Origin of the sequence: Litorivita sp. NS0012-18 (genome assembly GCF_040371945.1) — a bacterium.
Classification (GTDB): Bacteria; Pseudomonadota; Alphaproteobacteria; order Rhodobacterales; family Rhodobacteraceae; genus Litorivita.
The window spans coordinates 336238-348698 of the sequence record NZ_BAABWS010000001.1; the positions used below are offsets into that span (position 1 = coordinate 336238).

13 protein-coding genes are annotated in these 12461 nt (G+C 60.8%); 2 read left to right on the top strand and 11 right to left on the bottom strand.

The window, feature by feature from the left end; all coding sequences use genetic code 11:
* The 11 genes from lpxA to pyrH form a co-directional block, all read right to left on the bottom strand.
* The gene (lpxA, locus tag ABWV64_RS01625; RefSeq protein WP_353342525.1) at positions 1–804 is read right to left on the bottom strand and encodes an acyl-ACP--UDP-N-acetylglucosamine O-acyltransferase; all 804 of its coding nucleotides are present in this window, start codon (positions 802–804) and stop codon (positions 1–3) included.
* Between the two features lie 5 nt (positions 805–809).
* Positions 810–1271: a 3-hydroxyacyl-ACP dehydratase FabZ gene (gene fabZ, locus ABWV64_RS01630; protein WP_353342526.1), complete on the bottom strand. Its 462-nt coding sequence runs from the start codon at positions 1269–1271 to the stop codon at positions 810–812.
* A gap of 116 nt (positions 1272–1387) precedes the next feature.
* On the bottom strand, positions 1388–2029 hold the full coding sequence (locus ABWV64_RS01635) for an OmpH/Skp family outer membrane protein (RefSeq protein WP_353342527.1): 642 nt from the start codon (positions 2027–2029) through the stop codon (positions 1388–1390).
* Positions 2030–2072: 43 nt separating this feature from the next.
* Positions 2073–4433 (bottom strand): outer membrane protein assembly factor BamA, encoded by a 2361-nt coding sequence (gene bamA, locus ABWV64_RS01640; RefSeq protein ID WP_353342528.1) that lies wholly within the window; start codon positions 4431–4433, stop codon positions 2073–2075.
* A 159-nt stretch (positions 4434–4592) separates the two neighbouring features.
* On the bottom strand, positions 4593–4727 hold the full coding sequence (locus tag ABWV64_RS01645; protein WP_353342529.1) for a hypothetical protein: 135 nt from the start codon (positions 4725–4727) through the stop codon (positions 4593–4595).
* A 174-nt stretch (positions 4728–4901) separates the two neighbouring features.
* Positions 4902–6239, bottom strand: coding sequence for an RIP metalloprotease RseP (rseP, locus tag ABWV64_RS01650; RefSeq protein ID WP_353342531.1), 1338 nt, complete (start codon positions 6237–6239; stop codon positions 4902–4904).
* Between the two features lie 68 nt (positions 6240–6307).
* Entirely contained in the window at positions 6308–7480 is a 1173-nt protein-coding gene (gene dxr, locus ABWV64_RS01655) for a 1-deoxy-D-xylulose-5-phosphate reductoisomerase (protein WP_353342532.1), read from the bottom strand.
* 5 nt (positions 7481–7485) lie between these two features.
* The gene (locus tag ABWV64_RS01660) at positions 7486–8277 is read right to left on the bottom strand and encodes a phosphatidate cytidylyltransferase (protein ID WP_353342534.1); all 792 of its coding nucleotides are present in this window, start codon (positions 8275–8277) and stop codon (positions 7486–7488) included.
* 35 nt (positions 8278–8312) lie between these two features.
* A complete protein-coding gene (gene uppS / locus ABWV64_RS01665; RefSeq protein WP_353342535.1) occupies positions 8313–9038 on the bottom strand; it encodes a polyprenyl diphosphate synthase in 726 nt (241 codons plus the stop codon).
* A gap of 27 nt (positions 9039–9065) precedes the next feature.
* The gene (frr, locus tag ABWV64_RS01670) at positions 9066–9632 is read right to left on the bottom strand and encodes a ribosome recycling factor (RefSeq protein ID WP_353342536.1); all 567 of its coding nucleotides are present in this window, start codon (positions 9630–9632) and stop codon (positions 9066–9068) included.
* Positions 9633–9712: 80 nt separating this feature from the next.
* Positions 9713–10447, bottom strand: a complete 735-nt coding sequence (gene pyrH / locus ABWV64_RS01675) for a UMP kinase (protein ID WP_353342538.1) — start codon at positions 10445–10447, stop codon at positions 9713–9715.
* 151 nt (positions 10448–10598) lie between these two features.
* On the opposite strand from pyrH, the gene miaA reads away from it, so the two are divergent.
* A complete protein-coding gene (gene miaA / locus ABWV64_RS01680) occupies positions 10599–11498 on the top strand; it encodes a tRNA (adenosine(37)-N6)-dimethylallyltransferase MiaA (protein WP_353342539.1) in 900 nt (299 codons plus the stop codon).
* 58 nt (positions 11499–11556) lie between these two features.
* On the top strand, positions 11557–12420 hold the full coding sequence (locus tag ABWV64_RS01685; RefSeq protein WP_353342540.1) for a helix-turn-helix transcriptional regulator: 864 nt from the start codon (positions 11557–11559) through the stop codon (positions 12418–12420).
* Positions 12421–12461: the final 41 nt, after the last annotated feature.

The following is a 12461-nucleotide window of genomic DNA, read 5'->3' on the forward strand; positions in this document are numbered from 1 at the left end:
CTACCTCGGGGTCAGGAAGGAGCGGTCGCTCTCTCCGGTCACGAAATCGACGATCTGGCGCACATAGGCGCTTTCGGTATCCTCGCCCAAACGGCGCGCGCGGTCTTGGAAGGTGCCCTCGCCTTGGGCCAGCATCTGAAACGCGGCGCGCAGGGCGGTGATATCACTGCGCTGCACACCGCGGCGCTTGAGACCGACCAGATTGAGCCCGTCCAATTCGCCGCGCGGCGCTTGGACCAACCCATATGGGATCACGTCATTGGTCACCATGGTGACCGCGCCGATGATCGCGCCTTGGCCGATGCGCACCCATTGATGCACGCCCACCAGACCGCCGATGATCACGTCATCCTCGACAATGCAATGCCCCGCCAAAGCGGCGTTATTGACCACGATGACACGGTTGCCGACCTGCACGTCATGGGCAATGTGACAGCCCGCCATGAACAGCCCGTCATCCCCCACGCGGGTCACCCCGCCGCCGCCCTCGGTGCCCGCGTTCATGGTCACATGTTCGCGGATACGGTTGCGCGCGCCGATTTCAAGACGCGATTTTTCGCCTTTGAATTTAAGATCTTGCGGGATTTCGCCGATACAGGCGAAGGAGAAAATCACGCTGTCTTCGCCCACCACCGTATCGCCGGTCACGACCACATGGCTTTTGAGCTCGACGCCGTCGCGCAGCACCACATCGGGGCCGACATGGCAAAACGGGCCGATACGCACGCCCTGCCCGATCTGTGCGCCCGTCTCGATGACGGCGCTGGGGTGAATACTCGGGCTGTCTTGGGTCTTGGTGGCCATCAGGCTCACTCCTTCGGCAAGTCCATCATTGCAGTAAACTCGACCTCGCAGGCCATTTCGCCATCGACCGTCGCCACGCCGCCGAATTTCCACACCTTGCCGCCCGGTTTGCCGCGCAGGGTTTCGAGCTTCATCTCGACCACATCGCCAGGCACGACCATGCGGCGGAATTTGCATTTATCAATCGCCATGAAATAGACGAGCATATTCTTGTCGGCCATCTCCAAAGCCGTGCCCACCATCACCGCCGCCGTTTGCGCCATGGCCTCGACAATCGTCACGCCGGGCATGATCGGATTGGAGGGAAAATGGCCCTGAAAATGCGGCTCGTTCATGGTGACATTCTTGATGCCTCTGGCCGATTGATAGCCGTCGATATCGACCACTTTATCTACCAACAAAAACGGATAGCGGTGCGGAATAATGCGCTGGATCAGGTGGATATCGGCGGTTTGTAGCTCGCTCATGGAATGTCCTTTCGCTGTGCGCATCACGGGATCGGCACGGATTTGTCATTGGCCTGCTGTGCCAGTTTGAGGCAGCCCGCCCTGAGTAGCAACTCCCCCCGCGCGCGGCAAGAGCGTCACTCGCTTGCGGGGGCCGCAGGCGGGTTTTGGGTGGGCGCGGAGGGCTCGGCGGGTTGCGGCGCCGCCTCCCCATCCGCGGCACCGGTGCCGATCACCTCGTCCACGCGCGCAATCGCCCGATCGGTGATATCCACCGCGTCGAAGCGTTTGAGCACATAGCGCCGCTCGATCAACACGCTGGCACCGATGTCTTGCATCAACTCGGTGAGCACCGGATCGGCGGCTTGCAAGAACAACCGCTGCGCCGCCTCGTTGTCTTGGCCCAAAGCGGCGACCTTGGCGTCCTGCTCGCGGCGGATGCGTTGAACCTTTTCGTCAAACGCATCGGCAAGCGCGCGAAAATCCGCCGCCGCCATGCCCGCACGGTCTTCGGTCAACCCTTGCTCTTCGGCGCCCAGCTCGGCCTCGATCTTGCGGTTTTCGGCTACAAGCGCAGTGCGGCGCGCCTCGAAATCGCGCGCGACACGGCCACCAAAGGCCGATTCAATAAAGAAGCGGTCCAGATCGATCACCACGACGGAGCTTGAGTTCAGACCGGCATTTTGATCCAGCTGAAATCCTGCACTCGCATTGGGCAAGGCTCCGGCCTGCTGCGCGGTCAGCGGCGCCGCCACGCAAAGCGGTGCAACAACCGCCAAGCCCCGCGCCACTGCCAATAAAAGGCCCCGCCGCATCATCGGCTTAGAAATTGGTCGAGATGGACAGATCGAAGGTCTGCTCTTTGTCAAACGCCTCTTTTTTCAAAGCATGGGTCCAGTTGAACCGCAACGGCCCCACAGGTGTTTTCCAAAACAGAGACAAACCAACGACTTGCCGCGCCGAGCCGCTTTCATAAAGCACGTCGGTTGCGCCCGCAGTGGTGGCATCATTCAGGCCCCAGACATTGCCAACATCAAAGAACGCCCCGCCGCGCATCCCGTATTCTTCGGGGATGCCGAGCGGGAATTCGGCCTCGAAACGGGCGACGGCATACATATTGCCGCCCAAGGCATCATTCACGCCCGCACCGTCATATTGACGCGGCCCGATACCATCGGGTTCGAACCCGCGCATCAGGCTTTGCCCGAACAAGAACCGGTCGGTGACGCGGCTTGCGTCCGATCCGTTAAAGGCCAAGGCTCCGCCCTCAACCGTGGCACGCAGGGTGACCTCGTCGTTAAAGACGGTGGTCTGCGCGACCGCCTTCGCGGTGGAGCGAATGAACTGCACATCGCCGCCCAAACCGGCCAATTCCTGACCAAATTCAAAGAGCACACCGGCATTGGGGTTTAGCCCCGTGCGGCGGCTGTCGTAGGAGAAGCTATACCCGATCCCGCTGTCGATCTTGCTGCCTTGATCCGCTTCGGCGCGCAAAATGCTGCCAAGGTTGGATGCCGGATCGTAGGTCATATCGACCATATTGGCGAAATAATGCAGCCGCACCCGCGACAGATCGCTCACGGGGAAACTGATCCCCGTTTGGAACGACCCGATCTCGGTATCATAGAGCGAGAATTGATTGTCCGTATTGGTCAAAGCTGCCGAAATATCAAACCGCAGATCGCGCCCCAAAAACGCCGGCTCGGTGAAGCCAAAGCTATAGGCGGTATCGGAATCCGTGCCCGCGATGGTAAAGCTAAGCTGTTGCCCGCGCCCGAGGAAGTTCGACTCGTTGAATTTCGCAACAAGGCCAAGGCCGCTGTTGGAGCTGAACGTGCCGCCAAAGGACAGCGAGCCGGTGCTCTTTTCCTCGACATTCACATCAACCACAACCTTATCAGGGCTGGAGCCTTCGCGCGCATTCACATCGGCATTGGCAAAATAGCCCAAGGATTTCACCCGCTCGGCGCTTTCGCGAATTTCGCGCGGGTTGAACGGGTCGCCTTCGACGATGCGGAACTGGCGGCGCACCACGCTGTCGAGCGTCGTGGCGTTGCCTTCGATATCGATCCGTTCGACAAAGACGCGCGGGCCTTTGGACAGGACAAATTCGATATCCAGCGTCAGGTCGCGATCATTGCGCGTCACGCGCGGTTCGACGCGCATGAAATCAATGCCCTTGCGCACGGCCAAACGCTCCATCCGCGCAATCGCATTTTCGATATCAACGGGAGAATAGACCTGCCCCGACTTGATCTTCATCACCGCGCCAAATTCGTCGGCATCGACATTGGACATTTCGGAAACGGTGGTCACCTCGCCCAAACGGAACTGTTGCCCCTCTTGAACATTGAAGGTGACGAAATAGCCGTCACGCTCGCGCGCAAGCTCGGCATTCACCGAGGTGGTGCGAAAATCGACATAGCCGCGCGAGAGGTAGAAATCGCGCAAGACCTGTTTGTCGAACTCGATCCGGTCCTCAACCACGGTGTCGCGCTTGATCAAGATGCGCAAAAGACCGGCCTGTTTGGTGCTCAAAACACGGCGCAGGCGGCTGTCGGAAAAGGCACGGTTGCCGACAAAACCAAGGCGCGAGATTTCGGTAACCGCACCTTCGAAAATTTCAAACACCAGATCGACGCGGTTGTCGCTGCGCCGGATGATCCGCGGCGTTACGCGCGCCGAGGTGCGCCCCTCATTGGCATAGGCTTCGCTCAGCGCGGCGGCGTCGCGCTCCGCGGTGGTCGGGCTGAACACAAGGCGCGGGCGGGACTGGACCACCTGCTCAAGCACCTCATCCTTGATCCGCCGGTTGCCCTCAAAGCTGATGCGGTTGATGGTCGGGTATTCCTTGACCGCGATGCGCAAGGTATTGCCGCTCGGCGCGATCTCGACGCTTTCAAACAGGCCCGAGCCCAAAATCCGCTGATACGCATCATTGAGCTGACCGGCAGAGATGGTCTGGCCTTTGGCGATTCCTGCGTAGGACAGGATCGTGCTGGCATCGACGCGCTGGTTGCCGTCCACCGCGACATTGGTAAAGCGGTAGCTCTGCGCATATGCGGCTTGCGGCAAAACGCCCGAAGCCGTTGCAATTGAAAGAAAAGCTGCGGTGCTCAAAAGCCGAAGCGTTGCCGTGTGCCCAGCAGGTTTTTGACGCCCGCCCTCATTGTTATCGGTCATGTGTCAACCCAGTCTGACGTGCCATTTTGCACCTTGCTATCCCTATAGCACAGACTTGTCAAAACCGCAAAATAGAGTGGCGCCCGAAAGGCGCCTCACAAGGGGTTGGGTTTTCTACGATTTTTCACCGTTGCGCGCAGCCCGCAAGCCGACGCAGCGTTATTGCACGCCCCAAGAGCCGACAAAAGCGCCCGCCATCAGCGCGACAATAATCGTCGCAATATAGAGAATCCGGTCCCAATTGATCGTGAACAGCAAGCTTAGCCCGCGATATCCCTGTGCAATGGTCTGCATCTCAAACGCCCTTTGGTGCTTTGCGCCGCGCGCAGCGGCTCATCCGCCGCGCAACGCAAAACTTGTCGCAAACCATTATGCCGTGATCAGGGCGCAAATGTGGCAAAACCAAGGCGGCGCGCAGGTTTCCCCGCGCGCCGCCCATGTTTTCAACGCGTTACGCCCCGACGCCGCCTAGCAGGTCACATCGTTGAACAGCGCGAAAAGCATCAAGGACAAAACAATCGTCATGCCAATCGCCATCAGTATCCGCAGCACCTTATCATTGGGCGGGCGCCCCGCCACGGCCTCATAGGCATAGAACACCAGATGCCCGCCATCGAGCATCGGGATCGGGAAAAGGTTCAAAAGCCCCACCGCCGTCGACAAAACCGCGATAAACCATATGAAGCTTTCCACGCCTTGGCTGGCCTGCGCCTTGGAAATTTTCGCAATCGAAATCGGACCCGCCATGTTACAGCTGCTGATCTGGCCGGTGATCATATGCCACAGCCCCGAGACCGAGCCGCGCATGATCTCGCCGGTTTGCGTCACCCCCGCCCAAAGCGATGTGCCGATCCCCAGAGGCGCGGTCGCCGGTTCGAAAGCCAGCCCGCCCGCAATCCCGATCCGCCAGTTGGTGGCAAAGCTGCCGCCCTCTTGCGGCTCGTCGGTGGCCCGAGGGGTCAGGACAAAATCGATCATCTCGCCGTCGCGCCAGACGTCCAGCTTGAGCGGCGTGCCCTGCGAGGCCTCGACCGCCTCTTTAAGCTCGGCAAAGGCGGCAATCGGTGCGCCGTCCACCGCGGTGATCACATCGCCCACCTTCATGTCGATCTCATAGGCCGCCGATTTTGGCGAAAGCTGCGTCACGATCGGCGGATAAAGGTAAGGCCCCGCGACCACCCGCTCCTGCCCGCCGCGCAACACGGTGTACTCAAGCGGGCTTTGTTTGGGCAAAGCCGTCGCCAGATCGTCAAATCCGGCGCTGTCTTCGAAGGACGGCACATCCATACCGCCGATCTTGAGAATTTCATCGCCGGTCATAAGCTCGACAATGGCCGGTCCGGTGGGCCGCATTTCGCCCACGGTCAATGGTTCGGACACCTGCCCGCGCAGCGCGATCACCACGGCGAAAACCGCGATCGACAGCATGAAATTAAACACCGGCCCCGCCGCAACCGTGGCCGCCCGCGCCCACAAAGGCGCGCCATGCATCGTATGGCGCAGCATCTCTTCGGGCATCGCCTCCATCGCCTCGCCGTCTTTGCCCGAGGCCGCATTGGCATCGCCCAGAAACTTCACATAGCCGCCAAAAGGCAGCGCCGCGAATTGCCATTTCGTGCCATGTTTATCGACGCGCGAATAGATCACGGGGCCAAAGCCGAGGCTGAACACCTCGGCCTTGATGCCCGTCAGCCGCCCGATGATGTAGTGACCATATTCATGGATCGCCACGATCACCGACAAAGCCACGACAAAGGCCGCGATGGTTCCCAATAGGCCGCCAAATTGCGGGATGATGTCCAGCATATCTTTCCTCTGCTCTCACGCCCTCATAGGCGATTTATATTGGCGCTCGCGCGCATAACACAATGCCCTCAACCGAGCCGCTCCATCACCTCATCGGTGCGCGCGCGCGTCAACTGGTCAATCTTATGCACGTTATCTAACGTAATATCGGCATCAATATGACCGCCTTGCGATGACATTTGCGTCAGCGCCTCTTCGACCACGTCGGCCATTTGCATGAAACCGATCCGCCCCGCGATAAACCCGTCGAGCGCGCGCTCTTTGGCGGCGTTAAACACCGCGCCCGACAGCCCGCCCGCCGCCATCACCTCGCGCGCCAGCCGCAGCGCCGGATAGCGCAGATCATCGGGCGCGCGAAATTCCAACAGGCCCAGTTTGGCCAGATCAAGCCGCTCGACCGGCAAGTCGCGCCGCTGCGGGTAATGCAGCGCATAGCCGATGGCATGGCGCATATCGGGCGCGCCCAGATGCGCCATCAAGGCCCCGTCATTGAACCCGACCAGCGCATGCACCATGGATTGCGGATGGACAAGCACCTCGATCTGCCGCGGATCAATTCCAAAATACTCTTTGGTTTCAATCACCTCCAGCGCCTTGTTAAACATGGAGGCGCTGTCGATCGTGATGCGTTGCCCCATATCCCAATTTGGATGGGTCGCCGCCTCGGCGGGGGTGGCATGGGCCAGCCTTTCGAGCGGCCAATCGCGAAACGCCCCGCCCGATGCGGTGATGATGATGCGCTCGACGGCTTCCATCTGCTCGCCGACGAGGGCTTGAAAAATCGCCGAATGCTCGCTGTCCACAGGCAGGATACGCGCGCCCGAGGCCCGCGCCGTGGCCATCAACAAAGGCCCCGCCGTGACCAAGGATTCTTTGTTGGCCAAGGCCAATGTCGCCCCGCCGCGCAGCGCAATCAGTCCCGGTTCCAGCCCTGCTGCGCCGACAATCGCCGACATCACCCAATCGGCAGGCATCGCCGCCGCCTCCAGCAAGGCCGTGCGCCCCGCTGCGGCCATGATCCCGCTGCCCGCCAAGGCGCCGCGCAACTCGTCCAGACGGCTCTCATCTGCCGTGACCGCGATTTTTGCGCCCAAACGGATCGCATCTTGCGCCAGACGCGCGATGTTCTGCCCGCCGCTCAGCGCCACGACCTCATAGGCCCGCGGCGCGCGCGCGATCAGGTCAATCGTGCTTTGCCCGATCGATCCCGTGGCGCCGAAAATCGAGACTTTGCGCGCCATGCGGGTCACCCGATGCCCGGCGGAAAGGCGATGAATTGCCCCGCAATCAGCACCAAAAGCGCCGCGCCCAGCATCCCGTCAAAGCGGTCCATCAATCCGCCATGTCCAGGGATGAGGTTCGAGCTGTCCTTGACGCCCATTTTGCGCTTGATCGCGCTTTCGGCGATGTCGCCCATCTGCGACGCAAAGGAAACAACGATTGAAATCAAGATGATCTGCGCCGAGGCACCAAGGGCAAAGATGCAAATCGCCCCGACAGCCCCCGCGCCGATCCAGCCCGCCGCCGTGCCCGACCACGTCTTTTTCGGGCTGATACGGGGCCAGAATTTCGGACCGCCGATAAAGCGCCCCGCGAAATAGCCTGCCACATCGGTCACCACGACGACGCCCACGAGCCAAAGCATCCACCCCATGCCCCAATCGCCATAAAGCCGCCCCATGCTATACCCCGCCAGAACGACCATTGCGCCATAGCCCACATAAAGCACATGGTGGCGCGTGAGCAAAACCGCCCCCGCAACCAGCGGCGCGGCAAGCAAGGGCCATGCCAGAAGGCTGGGCACATAGAGCGCCGCCAGAACCGCCAGCGCCGCGCAAATGCCAAGCTGCAACGCCTCGGCGCGCCCTTCGGGCACCAACATGCGCACCAATTCCCAAACCATCAGGCCGCTGACCACAGTGATGAGCGCGCTGAACCACAGCCCGCCCATGACAATCGCGCCCAGCCCCAGCGCGATCATCACCACGCCGGAGACCACGCGCGCGGCCAGATCGCTCCAATTCGAAGTGCTGCTCATGATGTTCTTCTCATGTTTCCCTGCGCGCCGGAGGCTCAGACCTTGACCGCGCCAAAACGACGCTCACGCTTGCCATAGTCCTTCACCAGACGCGCCAGTTCGCCGGCGGTGAAATCAGGCCAGAGGGTTTCGATAAATTCATATTCTGCATAGGCCGATTGCCAGAGTAGAAAATTCGAAATCCGCGCCTCTCCTGAGGTGCGGATGACAAGGTCAGGATCGGGTAAAACACAAGTATCCAAATACTTTGGCAGCGTTTCTTCATCTACATTATCGGGATCAAGCCGCCCTGCGGCCACGTCTTGGGCCAAGCGTTTCGTCGCCCGCGCCACCTCGTCGCGGCTGCCGTAATTGAGCGCGATGGTCAGATGCACGCGGTCGTTATGCGCCGTCATCTTTTCCAACTCGTCCATCAACAGCACCAGCTTGCCATCAAGCCGCACGCGATCCCCGATGAAGCGCACACGCACCCCCTCGTCGCACAGGGCGCGCGCCTCTTTGCTGATGTAGCGGCGAAACAGCGACATCAATCCCGCGACCTCGACCTGTGTGCGCTTCCAGTTTTCCGTCGAGAAGGCAAAAATCGTAACGTATTTCACGCCCAGATCGGGACAGGCCTCGACCACCTCGCGCACGCGTTTGGCCCCCGCGTGATGACCAAACAGCCGCGGACGCCCGCGCCGCTGTGCCCAGCGGCCGTTGCCGTCCATGATGATCGCGACATGGCGCGGGCCGCTGTGGTCGGTGTCCGTCGCCGTCATCGCGCGGCCCTCCTCATTGGGGCAGGCTCAAACCTGCATGATCTCGGCTTGCTTATGCTCAAGCGCCGCATCAATCGCCTTGATATATTTATCGGTCAGCTCCTGAACCTCGCCTTCCCAGATCTTCTGGTCGTCCTCGGACATGCCGTCGTTTTTGGCTTTCTTGATCTGGTCCATGCCCTCGCGGCGCACATTGCGCACCGCGACGCGGGCATGTTCGGCATATTGAGCGGCCACACGGGTCAAATCGCGGCGGCGCTCTTCGTTCAATTCGGGGATCGGCAACATGACAATCGTGCCGTTTGTTTGCGGGTTGATGCCCAGACCGCTGTTCATGATCGCCTTTTCCACGGCTTGGACCATGGATTTGTCCCACACATTGACCGTGACCATGCGCGGTTCGGGCACGTTGATCGTGCCGACCTGATTGATCGGCGTCTTTTGCCCGTAGGCCTCAACCATCACCGGCTCCAGCATCGTCGCCGAGGCGCGCCCCGTGCGCAGCGAGGAAAACTCGGTCTTGAGCGCCCCCATCGCCCCGTCCATACGGCGGGTCAAATCATCGGTGTCCAGCATGAATTCTTCGTCGGCCATCTTCTTGTCGTCCTTCTCGTGGCTTATCGGCGCGCCGCTTGGCGATGCGCTCTTATGCTCTTGCTCGCGCTACAATAGCGTCAATCGCCCACTGTTGTATAGGTGCCTTGCCCCGCGAGAATCCCGCGAAATCCACCAGGTTCATCAAGCGAAAACACAATGATCGGCAGCGAGTTATCGCGCGCCAAAGCAATCGCGCTGGCATCCATCACACCCAAATGTCCGGCCAGAACCTCGTCATAGCTGACCTTGTCATAGCGTTTTGCATCGGCGTGTTTGACCGGATCCTTATCATAGACCCCGTCCACTTTCGTGCCTTTGAAAATCGCCTCGCAGGCCATCTCGTTGGCGCGCAGCGTGGCGGCGGTATCCGTGGTAAAATAGGGGTTGCCGGTGCCGGCGGCAAAAATGCAAACCCGCCCTTTTTCCAAATGACGCACCGCACGGCGGCGGATGTAAGGCTCGGCCACTTCGTTCATTGTGATGGCGGAAATCACCCGCGTATGCACCCCGAGCGCCTCCATCGCCGATTGCATCGCCAGCGCGTTCATCACCGTGGCGAGCATCCCCATATAATCGGCCGTGGTACGTTCCATCCCTTGGGCCGATCCTTGCAACCCGCGAAAGATGTTGCCGCCGCCGATCACCATGCAAACCTCGACCCCCATGCTTTGCACGGATTGAACCTCGCGCGCGATCCGCTCGACGGTGGGCGGATGCAATCCGAACCCCTGCTCGCCCATCAGAGCCTCGCCGGAGATTTTCAACATCACACGTTTGAATTTGGTTGTGGGGGTGTCATCGGTCGCGGACATCGCAGCGCTCCTAAAGCAATATTGAGGCGGGATCGTGTTAGCGTGCAAAATGTCGCAATTCGGCGGCGGGTTCAATGCGCTAATAGCGATGGGGGGCCGGCGAAGGGCCTTGCCCCTCGAAAACCGCGCAAAGCCGCGCTAAAGAGGCGCCATGACCCGCAGTTTCGATCCTCTCACCGATATTTCCCCCGCGCAGCATGTGTTGATCGCAGGGCCGACCGCCTCCGGCAAATCGGCGCTGGCGCTTGAGCTGTCGGCACGTCAAGGCGGGATCATCGTCAATGCGGATGCCTTGCAGGTCTATGACAACTGGCGCGTGCTTTCGGCCCGCCCCTCGCCCCAAGAAGAGGCCGCAGCCCCCCATGCGCTTTATGGGCATGTGGCCTATGACGCGCCCTATTCTGTGGGGCATTGGCTGCGCGATCTTGGCCCGCTCTTGGCAGGCGGCGCGCGTCTTATCATCACTGGCGGGACGGGGCTCTATTTCACCGCCCTCACCCGCGGTCTCGTTGATATTCCGCCCACGCCCGAGGCCTTGCGCGAGGCGGCCAATGCCCGCATCCGCGCCGAAGGGCTGGCACCGATGCTGGCCGAGCTAGACGCGCAAACCCGCGCGCGTATCGACGTGCAAAACCCCATGCGGGTGCAGCGCGCGTGGGAGGTTTTGCAAAACACCGGTCGCGGCTTTGCAAACTGGCAAGACAACACCCCACCGCCGCTTTTGCCCCGCGCCGATTGCACGGCGGTGCTGTTTGACGTGGACAAGGATTGGCTGAACAGGCGGATCGCGCGCCGTTTCGACGCCATGCTTGCCCAAGGCGCATTGGACGAGGCGCACGCCAATCTGGACAGTTGGGATTTTGACCGCCCCTCCAGCAAAGCCATCGGCGCGCCCGAATTGATCGCCCACCTCAAAGGCGAGATTTCGCTTGAGGATGCGCGAGAGGCCGCCACCATCGCCACGCGCCAATTTGCCAAGCGCCAAAGGACATGGTTTCGGTCAAAAATGGCCGATTGGCACCGATACCGGCCGGATTTCGCTGATAATTGACCTAATAGGACATTTTTCTTCTCTGTTCTGGCGCATTTCACGTCTAAACATATAAAAAATGACCACGAGAGAATCCAAAGTGTCGCAAGACCTGCCCTATTCCGATCCCGATCTGGCCCGTATGCCAGTGCCCAAGGTCAACAGCCTCGCGCAGCTGACCGCCGGTGCGCCTTGGCGGCTCGAATTGCACCATGCGCGCCGCGCGCATCTGCTGATCTGGACCACCCGCGGTCAGGGGATTTGCACCCTTGGCGGGCTGCGCCGCGGGCTTGGGGCGCATAACCTTCTGGTCATCCCTGCGCGCACCTTGATGGCGGTGGAATTCGGCAAGCAAGGTTTCGCGCAGACCGTTGAAATACCAACAGAAAGCGGCGTTCTCTTGCCGGATGAGCCGATGATCTTGCGGCTGCGCGATGCGCAGGCCCAAGGCGAGTTGACGGCGATTTTGGATGCGATGACGCGCGAGCAAAACGCCGCCCGCCCCTTTGCTGGCGAGGCGATGCTCGCCCATGGCGGGTTGCTGTCGATCTGGCTGCGCCGTGCGCTTTTGGTCGAAGAGGACGCGCCGCGCCAGAACGCCGCCGAACGGCTGACCCGCGCCTTCACCGCGCTGGTGGCACGCGATTACCAAAGCGGCAAACCCATGGCCGATTACGCCGCCGCGCTTGGCGTGACACCGACGCATTTGACCCGCAGTTGCAAACAGGTGACCGGACAGACCGCCGCCGATTTGATCACCGAATGCACGCTGCATGCCGCGCGCGAGCGGCTTGAGCGCGGCGCTTTGCCGATCCAAACGATTGCCGCCGAACTCGGATTTGGCAGCGCCGCCTACTTCACGCGATTTGTGCAGCATCACACCGGACGCACGCCCAGTGCCCTGCGCAAGATCGCCCAAGACAAGCCGCGCGCACCGGCTTAAGATAGGCCAGCAACGCCCTGTTTCAAAACGAGAAAGGTGGC

What these genes read in the sequence shown, in the direction of transcription:
- frr (WP_353342536.1), bottom strand. Translation starts at nt 9,632, where the DNA reads ATGGCCGACGAAGAATTCATGCTGGACACCGATGATTTGACCCGCCGT.
- dxr (WP_353342532.1), bottom strand. Translation starts at nt 7,480, where the DNA reads ATGGCGCGCAAAGTCTCGATTTTCGGCGCCACGGGATCGATCGGGCAA.
- lpxA (WP_353342525.1), bottom strand. Translation starts at nt 804, where the DNA reads ATGGCCACCAAGACCCAAGACAGCCCGAGTATTCACCCCAGCGCCGTC.
- miaA (WP_353342539.1), top strand. Translation starts at nt 10,599, where the DNA reads ATGACCCGCAGTTTCGATCCTCTCACCGATATTTCCCCCGCGCAGCAT.
- rseP (WP_353342531.1), bottom strand. Translation starts at nt 6,239, where the DNA reads ATGCTGGACATCATCCCGCAATTTGGCGGCCTATTGGGAACCATCGCG.
- pyrH (WP_353342538.1), bottom strand. Translation starts at nt 10,447, where the DNA reads ATGTCCGCGACCGATGACACCCCCACAACCAAATTCAAACGTGTGATG.
- fabZ (WP_353342526.1), bottom strand. Translation starts at nt 1,271, where the DNA reads ATGAGCGAGCTACAAACCGCCGATATCCACCTGATCCAGCGCATTATT.
- ABWV64_RS01685 (WP_353342540.1), top strand. Translation starts at nt 11,557, where the DNA reads ATGACCACGAGAGAATCCAAAGTGTCGCAAGACCTGCCCTATTCCGAT.
- uppS (WP_353342535.1), bottom strand. Translation starts at nt 9,038, where the DNA reads ATGACGGCGACGGACACCGACCACAGCGGCCCGCGCCATGTCGCGATC.
- bamA (WP_353342528.1), bottom strand. Translation starts at nt 4,433, where the DNA reads ATGACCGATAACAATGAGGGCGGGCGTCAAAAACCTGCTGGGCACACG.
- ABWV64_RS01660 (WP_353342534.1), bottom strand. Translation starts at nt 8,277, where the DNA reads ATGAGCAGCACTTCGAATTGGAGCGATCTGGCCGCGCGCGTGGTCTCC.
- ABWV64_RS01645 (WP_353342529.1), bottom strand. Translation starts at nt 4,727, where the DNA reads ATGCAGACCATTGCACAGGGATATCGCGGGCTAAGCTTGCTGTTCACG.